The organism is Pseudomonas sp. WC1 (genome assembly GCF_050586565.1).
Classification (GTDB): Bacteria; Pseudomonadota; Gammaproteobacteria; order Pseudomonadales; family Pseudomonadaceae; genus Aquipseudomonas.
Genome location: NZ_JBOBDQ010000031.1, coordinates 1 through 19,708, shown reverse-complemented (window position 1 = coordinate 19,708; position 19,708 = coordinate 1). Strand labels below are relative to the sequence as shown.

Genomic DNA, 19,708 nt, shown 5'->3' with positions numbered 1-19,708 from the left:
GCCATGCTGCTTTCCCCCAATGCCATGGGTCGCCCACTGCGCACCGGGCTGTACCTGACCACCGGTCTGATCGCCGCCTTCCTGCTGCTGCCGGTGGTGTTCATCATCCTGCTGTCGTTCGGCTCGTCGCAGTGGCTGGTGTTCCCGCCACCAGGCTGGACCTTGAAGTGGTACGCGCAGTTCTTCGCCAACCCCGAGTGGATGGATGCGGCGCTGGCCAGCCTCAAGGTGGCGCTGCTCACCACCTTCGCCGCCGTGGCGCTCGGCCTGCCCACTGCCTTTGCCCTGGTGCGCGGTCGCTTCCCGGGCCGCGAGCTGCTGTACGGGCTGTTCACCATGCCGATGATCGTGCCCCTGGTGATCATCGCCGTGGCGGTGTACGCGCTGTTCCTCAAGCTGGGCTACACCGGCACCTTGTTCGCCTTCGTGGTCAGCCACGTGATCGTCGCCCTGCCCTTCACCATCATCTCGATCATCAACTCGCTCAAGCTGTTCGACCAGTCCATCGAGGACGCCGCGGTGATCTGCGGCGCCTCGCGCCTGCAGGCGATCGTCAAGGTGACCTTCCCGGCGATCCGCCCGGGCATGATCGCCGGCGGCCTGTTCGCCTTCCTGGTGTCCTGGGACGAAGTGGTGCTGAGCGTGATGATGGCCAGCCCCGACCTGCAGACCCTGCCGGTGAAGATGTGGACCACCCTGCGCCAGGACCTGAGCCCGGTAATCGCGGTGGCCTCGACGCTGCTGATCGGCCTGTCCCTGCTTGTGATGTTCATTGCCGCCGCCCTGCGCCGGCGCGCCGAAAACGCCTGACTGCCTGGAGACAATGACAATGAGTGCAGTGATTAAAGACGATACCCGCAACCAGACCCTGGTCAGCCTGCGCGGCCTGAACAAGCACTACGGCGACTTCACTGCCGTGGACAACCTGGACCTTGAGATCCAGGACGGCGAGTTCCTCACCTTCCTCGGCTCCAGCGGCTCGGGCAAGTCCACCACCCTGTCGATGCTGGCCGGCTTCGAGACGCCCAGCAGCGGCGAGATCCTGGTCGACGGCCAGTCGCTGGTCAACGTGCCGCCGCACAAGCGCGACATCGGCATGGTGTTCCAGCGCTACTCGCTGTTCCCGCACCTGAACGTGCGCGACAACATCGGCTTCCCCCTGGCCATCCGCAAACTCGGCGCCGACGAGACCCGCAAGCGCGTGGAGGCCATGCTCAAGCTGGTACGCCTGGAACCCTTCGCCCACCGCAAGCCCTCGCAGATGTCCGGCGGCCAGCAGCAGCGCGTGGCGATCGCCCGGGCGCTGGTGTACGAGCCGCGCATCCTGCTGATGGACGAGCCACTCGGCGCGCTGGACAAGAAGCTGCGCGAAGACCTGCAGGACGAACTGCGCCAGCTGCACCGGCGCCTGGGCATCACCATCGTCTACGTGACCCACGACCAGGAGGAGGCAATGCGCCTGTCCCAGCGCATCGCCATCTTCAGCCATGGCCGCATCGTCGGCCTGGGCACCGGCTACGACCTCTACCAGAACCCGCCGAATGCCTTCGTCGCCTCGTTCCTGGGCAACTCCAACTTCCTGCGCTTCACTGCCAGCGGCAACGGCGGCGGACACTTCGAGGGCCAGCCGGTGGCGGTGCGCCTGACCCCGGGCCTGGCCAACGCCCAGGAAGCGTTGATCATGGTGCGCCCGGAGAAGGCCCAGGCGCTGACCGTCGAGCAGGCCGCGCGCGAACCCTTGCCGGCAGGCTGGAACGAAGTCAGCGCCACGGTCGCCGAGCTGCTGTTCCTCGGCGAAAGCCAGACCTGCCACGTGGTCACCCAGGGCGGCACGGCGCTGACGGTCAAGGCGCTGTCCGCCGCGGGCATGCCCATGCAGCCGGGCGACCAGGTCAGGGTGCGCTGGGCCGTGGCGGATGCGTGCGTCTACACCGACTGGGCCGAGAGCGACCTGAGCAAGGGCGCCGGGGCGCATTGAGCCAACCAGGGGCCGTAGCGCGGCCCCTCACAGCAACAGGTTGCCCCGCTCCTCCTCGGTCAATTGCGCCTTGGCCCGCTCATCCAGCGCCCCCGCGCCCAGTACCTGCACTGGGCTCTGGCGGTTGTACTGCGGATTAAGGCTCGCCCCGTCCTGCCCCGGCACCAGCCGCTCGCCACCGAAGCCCAGCACCTGCACGGTGATCACCGATGGCTGGCGCTGACGCGACGCGGCCTGTTGCTGGCGGCCCGCCTCCTCGGCCGCCTGGCTCGCCGACGACGCCGCGGCGCTGGCCGAAGCGATCGCCCCGGTGTTCACCGCGGCCACCACCGGCATGCCCTTGGCATCGCCCTGCACCTGGATGTTGGCAGCGTTGACCACCTGCAGCGCGGCGATGTTGACGTTGCCCGACACGCGGATCCCCGCCTCGCCGGCATCGATGGTGCCCAACGGTGCGATCAGGTCGATATCCCCCGGCGCCACCTCGGCAATCGGGTTGAGCGTGGCAATGCCAGCACCGGTGCTCGGCACGCTCGGCGCCAGGCCGACGTTACCCCACAGGTCGTAGGTGCGCTTGGGCGGCGTGTACACCACGGTGGTCTTCGAGCCGCGGCCGGCGTTGATGTCGCCCTGGGCCGACCAGCCGAGGATCGAGCCGCCGAAGGTGGTCATGATCCGGCTCTGGCCGAGCAGGATGCTGCCCTGGGAGTACAGCTGGATGTCGCCGCTGCCCTGGGTGATCATCCCGGCGGTGGACGGCGGCGCTTCGCCCTCGATGCCGAACACCTGCTGGCCACCTGGGGTCAGCACCTGGATGCCGCCGCCGAAATCGGTGTGGATGCCCGCGCCGCCGTAGACGGTGGCGCTGCCGTCGTAGCGGATCGGATTGCCGGCCACGTCCTTGTCCGGGAACAACGCGGCGATCGCCTGGCGACCGCGCAGGTAGCTGCCGGTACGCGGGCCGTTGACGTCGTTGTACTCGCGCCCGCCTTCACGCAGCTCGCTGAAGTAGACCTGGCGGGCGAAGATGCGCTGCTGCTCGGCGGGCAAGGCGGCAAAGTAGGCGCGGCTGTCGGCGCTGTCGCCGCTGAAGCCGAAGCGTTCGCGCAGCCAGGCCTGCAGCTCCAGGTCATAGCGCTTGAACACGTTGTCCGCCTGGCCGCTGTCGGCGGGCTGCTCCGCGCCGAGGTAGCGCTCGAGCAGACGCTGGTAGTCCGGGCCGGCCTTGCCGGCGCCGACGACGATGGCGATAGCCGCGCCATCGTTGCCGCCACCACTGCCATCGACCCGGCCGATACTGTTGATCGCCGCCTCCTGGTAAGCCGAGCCCACGCCCTGGCCGGACTGGAACAGGTTGCGCCCGGCGACCACCTCCAGCTGGCCGGGCCCGGCAACATTGAAGGTGCTCAGGCGAATGTCGCGCCCGGCGCTGATCAGCGAGACATCCAGGGCATCGCCATGGATGACCAGGTTGCCCGAGGAATAGACGTTACCCTGGTCCCCCGCCACCATGCCCGGCGCGCCGAAGCGCTCGACGCCCAGGGCCTTGCCGGCGTTGACGATGTCGCGCCCGGCCATCACCCGCACCGGCCCCGCGCCCTGATACAGCTTGAGCCCGGTCTGCTGGTACTCGATGATCTCGCCGGTGTTCAAGCCGACGATGTCCCCGGCCAGGGCATAGAAGCGTGCGGGTGTCTGCGGCCGCAACCCGGCCTTGTAGGTGTTCAGGCCATAGGTGAACAGCGGCGACGCATCCAGGCTCGCGGCGATATCCGCGCTCAGGTTGCTGGCCTGGTACACGTACGAGAAGTCCTGGCCAAGCATTGCCGGCCGTTGCGGCGTGGCGATGGCCGAGGTGTCGGTGCCCGCCTGGCTGATCACATAGCCGCCGGCGTAGATCGACTCACCGGCAATCAGTTGCAAAGCGCTGCGCGCCGAAGGTGCGGTCATCAGCGAATAGGCGGAGGTGGCGATGCCACGCTCGCTGGCCGAACTGCCGTAGTACAGGCTGCCGTTGGCCGCCGTCACCCGCAGCGCCGTCGGGTAGAACAGGCGGCCACCGTAGAGCGGCAGGTTACGGCCCGGACGCAGCTCATCGAAGTTCACCGGCGTGACATTGCCGCCCAGGGCGAGCATGTCCACGGCGGTGGTCTCGCGCCACAACGAGAACCAGCTGTTGCCCTGCCCGGCATAGCGCACACCGTTGTCGCCGAGGAAGCCGGTCATGTTGAACTGCGGCACCCGGCCCGGGTCACCGACACCCTGCACGACCAGGTCGCCGCGGCTGTCCAGGCGCACCGCGGCATCACCAGGCATGAGCGTCAGCCCCCCCAGCGCCGCGGCCTTGGTCGAGGTATAGGGGTCGTAGGCGCGCGACTCGCTGCTGTCATTGAAGGCGAAGCTGCTGCCATACACCTGCCTGACCACCCCGACGCTGCCCGCCTGGACATTCAGCGCACCCCGCAGGTTGACCAGCGTGCCGCCCAGGTCGGGGGTGACCCGCGCCATCTCCAGTGCCGCGGACGCCGGGTTGATGCCACCGGCCACCCGCAGGTTCAGGTCGCCGCCGCCGGTCTGCACCAGGCGACCATCCTCGGCGATCCGGCCGCTGCCGCCGACCACCAGGTTCAGGCCCTGGCTGCGCTCGGCCTCGACGCCCGCGGTATTGCTGGCCTGCAACAGGCCGGCCGAGCCACCCACGCCGACGTCCAGGTTGCCACCCCCCAGGGTGCCGATGCCAGTGAAGCCCACCAGCCAAGGTTCGGCCACCGAGGCCTGGGGCTGCTGGGCGAAGGTGCCGAAGTTGACCCACCACGCCGCCGGGGTATCGGCACTGGTCTGGCCCTGGCGCCACAGCCAGTTGCCCACCGCGGCCGATGCCACTTGCGGCCTGGAGAGGGCGCCGCCGGTCTTGCTCGCCACCAGGTTGCCGGCAAGGTCGCCCCCGGCCGCGATCCGCAGGTTGCCGCCCTGCTCCGGATACCAGGCGCGGTACAGGCTTTCGGTCAGCGCCTCATAGGGCGCGCCGGCGCTGCCGAGCACGCTGCCGTCGGCCAGCCGGCCACGGGCGAGCTGGTGCGGATCGACGCCGTCGCGCCACAGCGACGGCGCCTGGGTGCCGGCGGTGTAGACACCGAACAGCGAGTCCATGCGCCAGTCGCCGGCACTGAGCAGGTCAAGGTCGCCGGTACCGGTGCGCAACACGCTGAACATCAGGGTGTGCGGCGTGACCTCGATACGCTCGGGCTCGGTCGGCGCGTCGATCTCCACGCACCAGCCGGGGATCGAGCACAACTCCATGTCGGCGTCGGCCACCGGGGTGCCGGGCTCCATGCCATAGGTGTTGTCCGGCCCCCAGACCCAGAGCTTCTTGCCCCCCAGCGTCTGGTCCACGCACCAGCCGGCGATGTCGCACAACACCAGGTCCTCGGGCGCCACCGGCGTGCCCGGCTCCATGCCGTAGGTGTTGTCGGGGCCCCACACCTTGATGGTCTTCACCGCCGGCTCGCACCAACCGGCGATATCGCACAGCGCCAGGTCCTCGGGGGCTACCGGGGTACCGGGCTCCATGCCGTAGGTGTTGTCCGGCCCCCAGACCATGCCGGTGCCGCCAGCCCCGCCACCGCTGCGCTTCTGCTGCGCGATGTAGTGCAGGTCGGCCAGGCGAAGCACGCCGGCATCGGTGTCGGCGCGGGTGATGCGGCTGTCGGCGGCGTCCAGGTCGGCGCCGGCCACCAGGCGCATCGACCACGACTGCGAGCCTGCCGGCAGCATCTGCGCCAGCGCCCAGTTGCGCCCCTGCTGGCCATTGCTTGCGGGGCGCAGCTCGATCAGGTCGACGCCTGCGGCGAGCTTGACATCGGTGCCCGCCGGCAGCCGCGAGCCAACGGCCAGGGTAAGCGCGCTGCCTTGGGTAAGGCCGCCACTGGGCAGGGCGATGCCCTTGCTCCAGATACCGCCCTGCACGGCCACGCTGACCGGCAGGCGGCTGCCGGCGTCCAGACGCGTGCCCATGCCCAGGGTGACCGCCTCGCGCAGCAGCGTGCCGGCGGCGTACAACAGGTTGCCGCCAGCGTCGCGTACCGCGGCCTCGAGCACCGTGCCCGCGGGCAGGCTCAGCGGCGCCGACAGGCTCATGGCGCTGGGCAGGCGCAGGTTGGCCGGCAAGGTGGTGGCGGCGAACGGCAGGTCGAAATTGAGCAGGCTGCCTTCTGGGAACAGCGTGCCCTCGGCCAGCTCGACGCCGCTGCGCGGAATCACCAGGTCGCTGTCGAACGGCTGCTTGCCGGGCAGCAGCAACCAGCCCTTGCCGTCCATGCGCGCTTCGTCGCTGGCCAGGTCCAGCGGCATGAAACCGTCGCTGATGCTGCCATACACCTCCAGGTTGCCGCCGGCGCGCAGCACCAGGTTGCCTACCTCGCCCGAACCGTGAACGGCAGTCTTCGGCGTCAGCGGGTTGAGGCTGGCGTAGCGATGGCCGGACAGGTCCAGGTCACCCTGCACCACCAGGTCGGTGCCGGCATCGACCGTGGCGATCTCCACACCCGGGCGCAGGTGCAGGGCCTGGGCGTAGCGGGCGTTGTTCAGCCCGGCCAGGCGCACGTCGAGCAGGTCACGGTTGCGCAGCAGGTTGTCAATGAACAGCACACTCAGGTCGTGCTTGCGGGTCAAGTAGTCCTGGTCGATGACCTGGATCGGCCGGCCACTGGCCGAAGTGCCGCCCGGCGCCGCGTCGGTGTAGCGCTGGTTGCCGACCACGGCGATGGTGCGCGCGCCGAGAATGTCCACTGGGCCACGCACGTCGATGGCGATATCGCCCACCGTATCGCTGCCCAGGCGCGGGGCGATCAGCTCCAGGGTGCCGCGCTGGCGGCCATCGCCCTGCCCGGAGGCGGTGCCGTGGCGCAGGTCGATGCGTGCGCCGCTGGCCAGGGTCAACTGGCCCTGGCCGCTGTTGAGCTCGACCACGGCACGGTTCGGCGCATCGATGATCGCGCCGTAGCTGTCGACCCGCAGCACACTGCCATGGGCGTCAAGCAAGGCCCCGGCGCCCAGGGTCAGGCCTCGATTGGCAGCCAGGCGGATGCTGCCGACCTGCTCGCCGCTGGCATCGACATGGCCGTTGACCGTGAGCTGCCCGTTGTCCAGCGACAGGTTGATCTGCTGGGCCTTGAGCTCATCGCCGATCACCAGGTCACCCTGCTTGATCTGGAAGCTGCGCGCACCGAACACCTGGTCGCGGTTCAGGCGCTGGTTGAGGCCGGCAAAGTCGTCCAGTTGCCGGGCGCGGATATCGACCACCCCGCCCGCGTACGGGACCTGCGTGCCGGCGGCGTCGTAACGGCCACTGGCCGCGCCGAGGATCTGGCCGAGCAGTTCGATGCGCCCACCCTGCTCGCCCAGGGCAATGGCCGTCAGCCGCCCGGCGCGGTTGCCGCGGGCACTGAGGTCGATCAGCGCGCCAGCGGCCTGGTGAATGTCGCCGAACTGGCTGCCCAGCACCAGCTCGCCGCCCCAGCTGTACTGGGTCACGTCGTTGAGGGTCAAGGTACGCCCGGCCAGGTCCAGCCGTGCGGCGTCACCCAGGCGCAGGTCGTCCAGCGCCTGCAGGGTCAGGCGGCCGCTGGGCAGGCTGAAGGTGCCATCGACCAGCAGTTGCCGCGCCTTCAGGCTCAGCTCGGCGCCCAGGGCCTGAGGACCGCTGGCCAGGGTGCCACCGCCGCCCTGCACGCGCAGGGTGCCACCGGCCTCGATACGATTGAGCGAGCCGGCGGTGCCGGTCCACAGCGGTGTGTCCACCAGCAGGTCACCGCCGCTGTAGGCGAAGCTACCGTCGGCCTGGTAGTCACCACGGCGGTGGTGGACCAGCAGGCTGCCCTTGTGGTTGGCGCTCACCTGGTGGCTGGCGTGCAGTTCCACGCGGCTGAAGCCCAGCGTCTGGCGCGCCATGTCGGCGCTGCCATCGGGCTGGCTGTTGGCGCCGTAACCGAACTCCAGGTCCTTGACGCGGATTGCCAGCAGGCCATCGCCACTGCCGGCCCCGCCCGCGATCGGCGCGCCCGCGGCGTTGCGCGCACCGCTCCAGATCAGCCGTTCGGTGCGAATGGTCGCCTGGTCGCCGGCCTGGCCATGGCCATAAATGGCCGGCACGCCGAGCACCAGCGCCTGCAGGCGGTTCTTGCCGGTGACCGGGTCGTAGGTGTCGAGCGCCGTGGTGCCGAAGAAGTTCAGCGAGTCGGACGCCGCCAGGGTCAGGGTCTCCAGTGCCGGCACAGCCTCGGCCGGGCTGCCCTGCAGCAGACGGTCGAGCACCTGCTGGTTGAGGGTCAGGCCCTGGCCCAGCACGCCGTCCGCCAGGGCGCGAGCCAGCGCGTCGGCGCTGCCGACGTTGATCCGCCCGACCGCCAGGCCCAGGTGCCGGGTCCCGAAGGCCACCCCGTCATCGAGACTGAAGGTCTTGTCGGTGGCGGCGAACAACGAGCCTTCCGAGTACAGCCGGGTGGTGCCCTGGCAACCGCCGGCGCTGCAACCGCCAATGAGGATGGAGCCCGGCGACCAGCTGCTGGTGAACTGCGACGACACCACATCCAGCCGGCCGTTGGACACCGCCAGCAAGGCACGGCCGTTGCTGTTGATGAAGTAGCCGTCATCGGCATCGAAAGGCACCGCGCCTCGGCCAAGGGTGACGATCCCGGCCCCCTGCTCGACAACGATGCTGCCACGCGGGTCGTTGTTGGTCAGGAACACTTCACCGGCCTGCAGCACCGCCCCCGAACGCAGCCAGACATCGCTGGTGCCTTCGAGGAAGGTCATCTGGTTGCCGCCCTGGCCGTAGAGTACGTTGGCGCGGCCGCCCAAGGTCAGCCGGGGTGCCTGCAGGGCATTGAGCTCGCGGGCCGACAGCACCGCGATGTTCTCGCCGCTGGCCTGGCCGGCGCCACCATCGGCCACCACCTCAAGGCCGCGGGCGCCGAACACTGCCGCGCTGCCGGCATGACCGCCTTCGGCGGCGGCGAAGTTCACCCGGCCGGCGACGCGCAAAGTACTGGCGGCCTCGTTGTTGCCCTGCACCCGCAGGTTCAGCCACTTGCCATCGGCCTCGATCGCCGCGCGCGGCACGCCCTTGGCCGAGGCATCGGCACGGGCGAAGGTGGCGTAGGACGTTTCGTTGTACTGCGAATAGCGCCGCAACACGTCGCCCGAGGTCAGGATCACCTGGCTCGACAGCGGCTGGCGGATACCGGTGTTGGCCACCGACAGGCTGCCCGTGGTAGTCCAGGAGCCGTTGCGCATCGCCAGGCTGGCAGCGCTGCCCCCGGCCATGGCCAGGCCATTGAGCTCGACCCTGAACGCCCCCGGCAGCAGCGCAAAGCTGGCCGGCAGCAAGGTGTAGGTGCCCGCCGCCAGGCCAGGAACGCTGCCATCCAGGGTGATCTGCTGGCCGATCCCCGGCGCCGTCACGCCGGCCTCGCCGGTCACCGGCGCATAAGGGCCGGTGAAGCTCGGCACAATGGCGTAGACCGGGTTGCTGCCCAGCGTGGGCAGGACCAGGCGGCCCTCGCCATCGAGTTGCATCAGCGGATGGTAGCGGGCGTCGGTGGAGCCGCCACGCCCGGAGACGAAGCCAGCGCCGGTCAGCGTGCCGCCTCCGGACAGGTCGATCAGCGCGTCCTGGCGGATGTCGATGGACTTGCCGTTGAGCGATACCCCGTACAGGCTGTCGCCCGCCGCGCCCAGCAGCTTCACCGCCTGGCCACCGAACAGGTAGCTCAGGCCATCCACCGTCCCGCCGTAGGGCATGACCAGCCCTGCCGCGCTGACCGAGGTGATGCTGCCCGGCAGCAGGGTGACGGACTCGGTGCCCCCCGTTTCCTGCCCCAGCGACAGCCCGCCGAGGGGCGCGCGCAGCACACCGCCCTGCTCGACCTTGCCGGCGATCAGCGCCAACCGGCCAAACACCGAGAACGGCTGGTCGGGCGTGCCTTGCCCAGCCCTGCCGATGCGCAAGGTGGCGTCGCTGGCCGTCTCGATCTGGCCGAAGGCGCCCGTGGTCGGATAGACCTGGGCAGCGAGCAGCTCCAGGTCGGCATTGCTGCGCAGCAGGGTCCTGTCGGTGCCCTCGCCAACCTTGCCCAGCACCCGCAGGTCGCCCTGGCTGCGCAGGCTGCCCAAGGCAAAACCTCGGCGGTCGAAGTCCAGTGAACCACCGGCGGCCAGCGCCAGGCTGCCATGGGCGCCCAAGGTCACGGCATCGCGCAGGTCCAGAAGGTGGGCGTCGACCTGCAACAGCGCCGCGCTGTCTTGCGTCGACAGCCCGCCCTTGAGGGTCGGCCGGGTCGCCTGGTCGGCGCTGCGATGGTTGCTGCCGGCAAGCCGCACATAGGGCGCCTGCAAGTGCACACGGGCATCGCCGGCGCTGCTCTGGGCCAGCACCAGCGAGCCGGTGTACAGCTGCAGGCTACGGGCCATGCGCAGGTCCAGGTCACCCTCGAAGGCCACTACACCATCGCTGAGCAGCGACAAGCTGTCGAAGCCCCCCGCAGCAACCTGAGCAACGCTGAGCCGCCCCTGACCATAGCGCAGCGGCCCTTGCTCGGCATTGGCCGCGCCTTGGCCGAGCACCAGCTCGCGTGGCGCCTTGACGGCGTCGACCAGGCTACCGTTGAGGTAGAGACCGCTATCCAGCGCCACCTCCAGGCTGCCGCCCGCGGCACCAAGGCCACCGGAGGCGGCGCTGAAGCTGCCGTCCAGGCGCAGGCCGTGGCTCGACGACAGGCTGATGCGCCCGCCGTTGCTGGCCATGGCCAGCGGACCCTGGCCACGGATATCCAGCGTGGCCTGGGCGCCGTCGGCGCGCAGGCGAGCGCCCTCGGCCATGTCCAGGAACAGATAGGCGCCGTTGCTGGTGCCCTGGTCATGGTCGATCTGCCCGCCAATGACAATGCTGCCGCCATCGTCGACCCGACCATAACGGCGACCTTGCGCATCCAGGGCGGTGACCGCCCGCCCGGACACATCGATCACGGCCTGCTCACCCAGGCGGATCGAGCGCTGGTGCGCCCCCTCCGTCACGCCGGAGTCCATGGTCGGCAACCATTGCTGCAGCAGGCTGACACTGCCACCCCAGGCATTGAGGGTACCGTTCAGGTTCAACTGCGCGGTGCTGGTCAGGCTGATCGACTGCAAGGGGTCGACACTGATCGTCGCGCCGCGCCCGACCTCGAGCACCGCCGCTTCACGGCTCGCCTGGTCGAAGCGGCTATCACCCGCCGCCAGGGCCAGGCTTGCGCCGGCGCGCGGTTCCAGCTTGCCGGCCACCGCGTTCTGCGCCAACAGTGGCGCCAACCCGATCAGCGCCGGATCGCCGAGCGGCCGGCTGGCGTCGAGTTGCTCCACCGGCCGGGTGACGTCGATACGGCTGCCAGCGGCCACACTCAGGCCATGGTTGCCGGTGATGGCGTAATGAGCGAAACCACGGTTGAAGAAATCTTCGGCCAGGTGCACGCCGGTCTCGCCCTGCCCGCTGCCCCCCACACTCACCCGCTCGGCGGCCACGGTCAGGGTGCCTGCGCCACTGCTGCCGTAGCCGCGCAGCTCGCCGTCGAGGCGCATGCGCCCGGTGCCGCTGTTGTCCAGCGCGCTACTCTGCAAGGTCAGGTTGCCGCCACTGCCACCGAGCAGGCGGTTGCCCTCGCGGCGTACCACACCGCCGGATACGTCCAGCACGCTGCCGTTGTCCAGCAGCACATCGCCGCTGCTGCGCAGGCTCAGGCTGCCACCGTTGCGCCAGGCGCGCTCGCCTGGGTCCATGCCTTCGCTGCGCAGACCGCTGACATCCAGGCGCACTCCGGCGGCCACGCCGACCTGCGCGCGCAGCCCTGCCGGGGTGGCCAGCGTCTGGTCCTGCAGGCTGGCGAGAACACGCTGGCGTAGCACATCGCCCAGGGCCATCTGCCCGCCCCTGGCGGTCAGGTCGGCATTGACCTGGACCTGCGGGGCATAGAGCGTCAGGCTGCCGCCATCGGCCAGGCGCACGGCATCATCGACCTCGATGCGCCGCTGGGCGGCAACACTCAGGCCACCCAGCTCCAGGCCGTTGAGCCAGCCACTGTCGAGTACCAACTGGCCACGGCGCCGCTCGTCCAACGGTGCCTGCAGGCCGACATCGGCGCTCTGCCCCCCGGCGCCCTGGCGTATCAGCACCTGCTGCATGACCGGGGTCAGGCTGAAGCCGAGCTCCTTGGCGTCGCTGAGGTAGCCGGGCAGCTGTTGGCCGATCACCAGTTGCGCGCCCTGGGCCCGGGCGGTGTGCACCTGGCGATAGCCGTCGCGCCCGCGTACCGGCGCCTGCACCTGGCGCTCGTCCTGCCAGGTCTGGCCGAGCAACTGGCCGTCGAGCAGCGCGCTCTGGGTCGCCACCACCAGGCTGCCGGCGTCGCGGCCCACGGTATAACCCTGCTCGTAACGCTGGCCGGGGGCAATCAGCGGGTTGTAGAAGGTGCGGGTCTGGTCCCAGCGCGCGCTGTGCGCCTCGTAGCCGTTGTACAGGCCGGTGTAGAGCAGGTCGCCCGGGGCCTTCGACAGTTCGTAAAGGCGGCCGTCCTCACCGCGCAGCCAGCTCTGGCGGATGTAACCGTCCTGCACCGCCAGGGTGCCGCCAGACAAGTTGATCTCGGCGCCGGCGCGGGTCACCAGGTCCTGGCCGGTGAAGGTCACCGTGCCGCCCTGGGCCATCCACTCGCCGACGCTGTGGTTGCGCGTGCCCAGGTAGCCGCCCACCTCGAGCAGCCCACCGGCGGTGTACCAGCGGTCGCTGGCGTAGCCGTTGACGCCCTTCTCCACATGCACCAGCTCACGCACGTCCACCCACACATCGCGGTTGATCAGGCCGCCCTTGTCACGGTTGCCGGCCGCGTCGCGCTGTTCGTTGCCCTGCACGTTGATCTTGATGACATTGCTTTCCATGGCGACCTTGACCCCGAGGGCCCCGGCCACATCGATGCGCGCGCCATCGTCCACCAGGCTGCGCAGCCCGGCGCTGACGGCCACCTGGCCACCGGTGGCCAGGGTCAGGGCGCCTTCCTGGAAATGCACGGTGCCACCGCTGACCACCTCCACCCGCGACTGCTCGGGGCGGTCGATGACTTTGCTCAGGTTGTCGAAACGGCCCGAGGCATTGTTGCCGCTGACCCCATCCACCCCCTGCCGCGAGGCCTCGCGCTGGCTGTCCAGGGCCTGACTGTCGTCGAGCAGCACGGCGGTGACGCTGCCCTTTCCAAAACTGACCGTGCCGCTGGTGTCGCTGGCCGAGTTGAGCAGGTGGATGCTGCCGCGCCGGTCCACCGCGGTGCTGGCAAGGGCCACGCCATCCTGGCGCAGGGCATGGCCGGTCAGGGTGATATCACCGCCCGCCGCCTGGATCAGTCCGTTGTTGACCACGTTGCCGGCGCTGCCGCCGGGCTTCAGGCTGCTGGCGACCTCATTGCCGCGGGTGGTGGAGAAGACGTTGGCCTGGGTGCCCCTGCCCCGGCGGATGTAGAAGTCGTCACCGGCGGCAAGCGTTGCCTGGCCCTGGGGTGTGATGATCTGGCCTTCGTTGTTCACCTCGCTGCCCAGCAGCAGCACATACCCGCCGCCCTCGGTGGAGGTGGCTGGGGCGCGGGTCTGCAGTTGCGCGCCCCGTTGCACCACGACCTTGCCGCCGGCCTGGGTGAAGGTGGCCTGGCTGCCGTTGCTGTCGACATACAGCCCGCGTTCGCGGAACTGCTCGTCGCTGACCTGCGCCGCCGCCGCCACCAGGTTGCGCACGTTGACCTGGCTGCTGCCGTTGAATACCACGCCGTTGCGGTTGAGCAGCATCACCGTGCCCTGGGCCTCGATCTGGCCGTGGATCTGGCTCGGCCGGGCGTTGGGGTCGTTGACCCGGTTGAGTACCGCCCACTGCGCCTGCTGGTCGAACTTGACCGTGGTGTCGCGGCCAACGTTGAAGGTTTCCCAGTTGAGGATCGCCTTGTCGGCGGTCTGTTCGATCAGCACCTGGGTCTTGCCGCCCACCTGGCTCTGCTGCGGCGCCTTGGCGTTCTGCCAGCCCTTGGTCAGCGGGTTCTCGTCGACCTTCAGGCCGCCCTCGCCCAGGCCGTTGGGCACGGTCTGCGGCTGTACCTGCGCCAGGGTGCGGCCGGCGGCCTGCGCCGCCTGCTGCGCGGCGATGGCGGCCACGGTGTTGTCGAGGTTGCCCAGGGAGCGCTGGAACCGCTGCTGCAGGCGCTGCTGCTGGGCCAGCGGAGGTGGCGCGCCGGGCAGTTGCACGTGGCCCGCTGCCGCGCCGCCACCGGCTGCGGGCGCGGCGCCCTTGGCCGCGAACCAGGCCGGGCTGAACGGCTGCGCGGCCTGGGCCGTGCCGGACAGCAACAACAGTGCGATGGCCTGGGCCAAGGGCTTGAGCAGCATCGGCGCGTGGCCTGCAGGCTGGCGACGCCGGCGGGCGACGGTGGCTGATAGGTCTGGCTGGTGCTGGCCGCGCGACATTGCAGGGTTCCTTGTGCAGGGTCATGGAAGGCAGGTCGGTGCGGCCGTGATGCCGCTTTGCCATAAGGCAGTCGGCCCGGGCGCGGACCGAAGCTTTGTCATGCAAAGTTCATCTGCCTGGGGTACGCGCACACGCGAAAACCGACGGTGCCGTGCCGGCCACCGTCGGTTGTCCGCCCGTTGCGGGCCTGGCGCTTCGCGTGATGCTTACAGACGGCCGATACCGTTGCAGACCGAAGCGTTGGCGATGTTGGTGCCTTCGTTGTAGCCGTTGTCCAGGAACACCTTCTTGATCTCGGCGGCGTAGGCGGCCGGCAGGCTGACGAAGGAGTGCTGGGCGATGGTGGCGGCCTTGGCACCGGTGTACAGATCGTTCAGGAAGCTGCGGATGGCGGTGGCATCGGCGGCGGTCTGGTAGCACTGGCCGACCAGCAGGTTGGTGTAGCCGACGATCGGATAGCCCGAAGTCGGTACCACGCCACCGGCGTTGAAGATCGGCACCCACTTGCTTGGGTCGGCGCGGTCGGCTGCGGTGCTCGGGGCGACAGCGGTACCCAGGGCGGTGCGGGCATTGGCGGCGGTTGGCAGTGGCGCGGTACCGGCGGCCATGGCGTTCTTGCTGACGCGGGCGACCACGGCGTTGTTGCCGGTGGCGACATAGTCAGGGCTGACGTAGCCGATGGTGCCATCGGTGGCGTTGACCGCGTTGACCACATCGGCGCTGCCGGCGACGGCTTGCCAGGTGGCCGGTTCGCTGCCGACGTTGGCGGTGGTGAAGGTGCTGCTGACCACGAAGGACGATGGGCAGGCGTCAGCCAGGAAGCGCGACAGCAGCTCGGTGGTGCCGCTGCTGCCGGAGCGGTAGATGACCTTGATCGGCGTGGCGTCGGCGGTGCCCAGCAGCTGGCCCCAGGTGGTGGTGGTACCGGAGAACACGCCGCACAGCTGGGCGCCGGTCAGTTGCAGGTTGGTCACGCCCGACTTCTTGTAGGGAATGGCAACGGAGGTGCCCACCGATGGGATCTGCACCAGCTTGCCCCAGGTGGCGGCCTTGCTGCTGTTGTAGGTCGACAGCTCCGAGGCGCTCAGGACCGAGTCGCTGCCGGCGAAGTCGACGTTGGTGCCGGCCGGCTGGTTGATCGAGGCCGCTGCGTTGGTCAGGAACGCCGTCTTGCCGCCACCACTGCCGACACCGGTGTAGCTGAAGTCGGCCGGCAGCAGGCGCGGCAGGCTCGAGGTGCCGTTGTAGAGGTTTTCCGGCAGGGTGGCACCGCCACCGACAACAGCAGCCATGGATTGGGCCGAAGCCAGGGTAGCAGCCACCAGGGAGGCGGCGATCACAGTACGCTTAAACATGAAGCAATCTCCTATCGTCGTGTTCATACGTTGAGTGGGTCGCGCATTGCTGTGGCCACAGGCCGTATACCCTGATCCAGAGGGGCTGAGGCCTGTCCACGGGCCAACATTCGCAGCTTGTGGTGACAGGCAAAGGAAAAAACATCGGGAGTTCGGCGGGGAAAGACTCGGGTGTCGGGAGGCGTTTTTTCAGGCTTACGCGCAGGCGATGGAGGCGGGGCCAGACGGTACGGGTGGGAGCAGTCCGGAGGTTGAGCAGTGGCACACTCGGGTGTTTACGGTGAGGGTGAAAAAAGATGCAACCGCTGTCGACCGGTTCAAACTGACAGGTTGGTTATCGTTCCTGGCAAACCCAAGCGCCGCTGACGCGACGCATCGCCGGCAAGCCGGCTCCCACACCGACCGCGCCGACCTGCAGCCTGGTGCCGTCCTGTGGGAGCCGGCTTGTCGGCGAGCGGGCAGCCGCTCAGGGCGCGGCCACCTCGCTGGGCGATGCCAGTTGCAGGAGTTCGCTGGTATAGGTCCACTCTTCCTGGACCTTGTCGGGGTGCTCGTTCAGGCGGATGCCGTAGGACGGGATGATCTGCTTGATCTTCGCCTGCCACTCAGGCGTGGCCACCTTGTCCTTGAACACCTTGTTCAGCAGGTCGAGCATGATCGGCGGCGCGGTCGAGGCGCCCGGCGAGGCGCCGAGCAGACCGGCGATGCTGCCGTCCTTGGCGGTGACCACCTCGGTACCCAGCTTCAGCACCCCGCCCAGGTTGTCGTCCTTCTTGATGATCTGCACCCGCTGCCCGGCCTGCCACAGGCGCCAGTCTTCCTTCTTCGCCTCGGGGAAGTAGGTCTGCAGCGCGGCAAAGCGGTCGTCGTCGGACTGCATCAACTGGCCGATCAGGTATTGCACCAGGTCGAACTCGCGCACCCCGACCCGCACCATCGGCCAGGTGTTGTGCAGCGACATGCTGGCGAACAGGTCGAGCAGCGAGCCCTCCTTGAGGAACTTGGTGGAGAAGGTGGCGAACGGCCCGAACAGGATCATGCGTTTGCCATCAAGTACCCGGGTGTCCAGGTGCGGCACCGACATGGGTGGCGCGCCGGTGGCGGCGATGCCGTAGGCCTTGGCCATGTGGCGCTGGGCGATGGCCGGGTTGTCGGTGACCAGGAACGAGCCGCCCACCGGGAAGCCGGCGTAGTCCTTGGCCTCGTCGATGCCCGACTTCTGCAGCAGGTGCAGCGCGGCGCCGCCGGCACCGATGAACAGGAACTTGGCGTCGGTGCTCGCGGTGCCGCCGTCCTTGAGGTTCTTGTACTCGACGTGCCAGCTGCCGTCGTCGTTACGGGTGATGTCCTGCACCTCGCTGGACAGCTTGAGGTCGAAGTTCGGCCGGGTCTGCAGGTAGCCCACGTACTGGCGGGTGATCTCACCGAAATTGACATCGGTGCCGATCGGCGTCCAGGTGACGGCGAGCTTCTGGTTGGGGTCGCGCCCTTGCATCATCAGCGGCACCCACTTGGCGATCTGCGCGTGATCCTCGGAGTACTGCATCGGCTTGAACAGCGGGCTGGCCTGCAACGCCTCGTAGCGTTTCTTGAGGAAGCGGATGTTGTCGTCACCCCAGACGAAACTCATGTGCGGCGTGGTATTGATGAACGAGCGCGGGTTCTTCAGCACGCCCTGCTTGACCTGCCAGGCGAGGAACTGACGGGTGACCTGGAACGACTCGTTGATCTCCACCGCCTTGCTGATGTCGATCTTGCCGTCCTTCTCCGGCGTGTAGTTGAGCTCGGCCAGCGCCGAGTGACCGGTGCCGGCGTTGTTCCAGCCGTTGGAGCTTTCCTCGGCCACCTTGTCCAGGCGCTCGACCATCTGCATCGACCAGCCCGGCTCCAGCTCGTTGAGCCACACCGCCAGGGTGGAACTCATGATGCCGCCGCCCACCAGCAGCACATCGACGCGCTTGCTGTCGGCGGCCTGGGCATGCAGCCCCAGGGCCAGGGTGAGGGCCGCCAATGCCCATCTGGGCGTTTTGTAGATGTTCATGTGCTCTCCCGTATTGGTCATTCCGTGCGCCTGGAGGACAAGCTTAGCCGAGTGTTTTGCTCGGGCATGGTCGCTGTGTTTCTTATCGCCTTTGTCGTGATCGGCGGGAGAGTTGCAGCGCCTGTGAGATCGAGCGCCGCCCGCGCGGCGCATCGCGGATGAATCCGCTCCTACATCTGTTGCAACGTGGCCATGCCTGATAGGCCATGGTTGTTAGCCTTTTGTGCTTGACGCGATTTTTCGATGGGCATTGCCGCCGCCCCACCTGTCTCAAGCCCTTCGCCAAGGCTGGCAACCATGGCCTGACAGGTTCGGTACGTTGCAACAAATGTAGGAGCGGATTCATCCGCGATGCGCCGCGCGGGCGGCGCTCGGTCTAATGGGCGCTGCAAAAATGCGCGAAATAATCGACATGGACGGTCCGATAATCGCCCGTTTTCAATCCTCCGGGATTTGACGAAACTAACCAGATAGTACAAATATCGAGCTATTCAAAAACAACAAAGCGATACCCGCCATGACACCCCGAATCCTCGTGCTCAACGGCCCTAACCTCAACCTGCTGGGTACCCGCGAACCTACCCAGTATGGCCATGAAACCCTTGCCGACCTGGCCAGCCTGTGCGCCGGCAGTGCCCGCGAACTGGGCCTGGAACTGGAGTTCCGCCAGACCAACCACGAAGGCGAGCTGCTCGACTGGATTCACGCCGCCCGTGGCCGCTGCCACGGCATCGTGATCAACCCCGCCGCCTGGACCCACACCTCGGTGGCCATCCGCGACGCCCTGGTGGCCAGTGAACTGCCGGTGATCGAAGTGCACCTGTCCAACGTGCACAAGCGCGAGCCGTTCCGTCACCTGTCGTTCGTCTCCAGCATCGCCGTGGGAGTCATCTGCGGCCTTGGCAGCCAGGGCTACCGCATGGCCTTGGGCTATTTCAGCGAGCACCTGCGCGAGCACGCGGCATGAGCACCCAAGGCATCCTCGCCGGCCTCATCGGCCGTGGCATCCAGGCCTCGCGCACACCGGCGCTGCACGAGCGCGAAGGCGACGCCCAGGCGCTGCGCTACCTGTACCGGCTGATCGACGCCGACCAGCTGGGCCTTGACGACAGCGCCCTGCCCGCGTTGCTCGACGCGGCCCAACGCACCGGGTTCAGCGGGCTCAACATCACCTTCCCGTTCAAGCAGGCGATCCTGCCGTTGCTCGACGAACTGTCGGACGAGGCCCGCGGCATCGGCGCGGTGAACACCGTGGTGCTGCGCGATGGCAGGCGGGTCGGCCACAACACAGACTGCCTGGGCTTCGCCGAAGGTCTGCGCCGGGGCCTGCCCGGGGTGGCCAGACGCCGCGTGGTGCAGCTGGGCGCGGGTGGCGCGGGCGCGGCGGTGGCTCACGCACTGTTGGCCGAAGGCGTCGAGCAACTGCACGTGTTCGAGGTGGATCCGGCCCGCGCCCAGGCGCTGGTGGACAATCTCACACAGCGCTTCGGCGCGGGCCGCGCCATGCTCGGCAACGATCTGGCCGAGACCCTGGCCGGCGCCGATGGCCTGGTCAACACCACGCCCGTGGGCATGGCCAAGCTGCCGGGCACCCCCTTGCCGCCAGCGTTGCTGCACGCAGGGCTTTGGGTGGCGGAGATCATCTATTTTCCGCTGGAGACCGAGCTTTTGCGCCAGGCCCGGGCCCTGGGCTGTCGCACCCTCGATGGCGGCACCATGGCAGTGTTCCAGGCGGTCAAGGCGTTCGAGCTGTTCAGTGGACGCCCGGCGGATGCCGCGCGGATGCAGGCGCATTTCGCCAGTTT

7 protein-coding genes are annotated in these 19,708 nt (G+C 68.6%); 4 read left to right on the top strand and 3 right to left on the bottom strand.

The window, feature by feature from the left end; genetic code table 11:
* The first annotated feature begins 3 nt into the window (after nucleotides 1-3).
* Together ACQ4OD_RS15300 and ACQ4OD_RS15295 are read left to right on the top strand one after the other, a co-directional pair.
* A complete protein-coding gene (locus tag ACQ4OD_RS15300) occupies nucleotides 4-810 on the top strand; it encodes an ABC transporter permease (protein WP_110701623.1) in 807 nt (268 codons plus the stop codon).
* Nucleotides 811-829: 19 nt separating this feature from the next.
* On the top strand, nucleotides 830-1,978 hold the full coding sequence (locus ACQ4OD_RS15295; RefSeq protein WP_111532248.1) for an ABC transporter ATP-binding protein: 1,149 nt from the start codon (nucleotides 830-832) through the stop codon (nucleotides 1,976-1,978).
* 27 nt (nucleotides 1,979-2,005) lie between these two features.
* Here ACQ4OD_RS15295 and ACQ4OD_RS15290 read toward each other — a convergent pair whose 3' ends face one another.
* The 3 genes from ACQ4OD_RS15290 to mqo form a co-directional block, all read right to left on the bottom strand.
* Nucleotides 2,006-14,506 carry a filamentous haemagglutinin family protein gene (locus ACQ4OD_RS15290; protein ID WP_430944529.1) on the bottom strand — a complete coding sequence of 4,167 codons (12,501 nt, stop codon included), beginning with the start codon at nucleotides 14,504-14,506 and terminating at the stop codon, nucleotides 2,006-2,008.
* Between the two features lie 207 nt (nucleotides 14,507-14,713).
* Nucleotides 14,714-15,862: a substrate-binding domain-containing protein gene (locus ACQ4OD_RS15285; protein WP_102683759.1), complete on the bottom strand. Its 1,149-nt coding sequence runs from the start codon at nucleotides 15,860-15,862 to the stop codon at nucleotides 14,714-14,716.
* 466 nt (nucleotides 15,863-16,328) lie between these two features.
* A complete protein-coding gene (gene mqo / locus ACQ4OD_RS15280) occupies nucleotides 16,329-17,903 on the bottom strand; it encodes a malate dehydrogenase (quinone) (protein WP_139670170.1) in 1,575 nt (524 codons plus the stop codon).
* Between the two features lie 517 nt (nucleotides 17,904-18,420).
* On the opposite strand from mqo, the gene aroQ reads away from it, so the two are divergent.
* Complete coding sequence (gene aroQ / locus ACQ4OD_RS15275; protein ID WP_110701615.1) at nucleotides 18,421-18,870, top strand: type II 3-dehydroquinate dehydratase; 450 nt, start codon at nucleotides 18,421-18,423, stop codon at nucleotides 18,868-18,870.
* Nucleotides 18,867-19,708, top strand: an 842-nt coding sequence (locus ACQ4OD_RS15270) for a shikimate dehydrogenase (protein ID WP_430944528.1), incomplete at its 3' end; no start/stop codon positions are given. The genes aroQ and ACQ4OD_RS15270, both read left to right, overlap by 4 nt.

What these genes read in the sequence shown, in the direction of transcription:
- ACQ4OD_RS15300 (WP_110701623.1), top strand. Translation starts at nt 4, where the DNA reads ATGCTGCTTTCCCCCAATGCCATGGGTCGCCCACTGCGCACCGGGCTG.
- ACQ4OD_RS15295 (WP_111532248.1), top strand. Translation starts at nt 830, where the DNA reads ATGAGTGCAGTGATTAAAGACGATACCCGCAACCAGACCCTGGTCAGC.
- ACQ4OD_RS15290 (WP_430944529.1), bottom strand. Translation starts at nt 14,506, where the DNA reads ATGTCGCGCGGCCAGCACCAGCCAGACCTATCAGCCACCGTCGCCCGC.
- ACQ4OD_RS15285 (WP_102683759.1), bottom strand. Translation starts at nt 15,862, where the DNA reads ATGTTTAAGCGTACTGTGATCGCCGCCTCCCTGGTGGCTGCTACCCTG.
- mqo (WP_139670170.1), bottom strand. Translation starts at nt 17,903, where the DNA reads ATGAACATCTACAAAACGCCCAGATGGGCATTGGCGGCCCTCACCCTG.
- aroQ (WP_110701615.1), top strand. Translation starts at nt 18,421, where the DNA reads ATGACACCCCGAATCCTCGTGCTCAACGGCCCTAACCTCAACCTGCTG.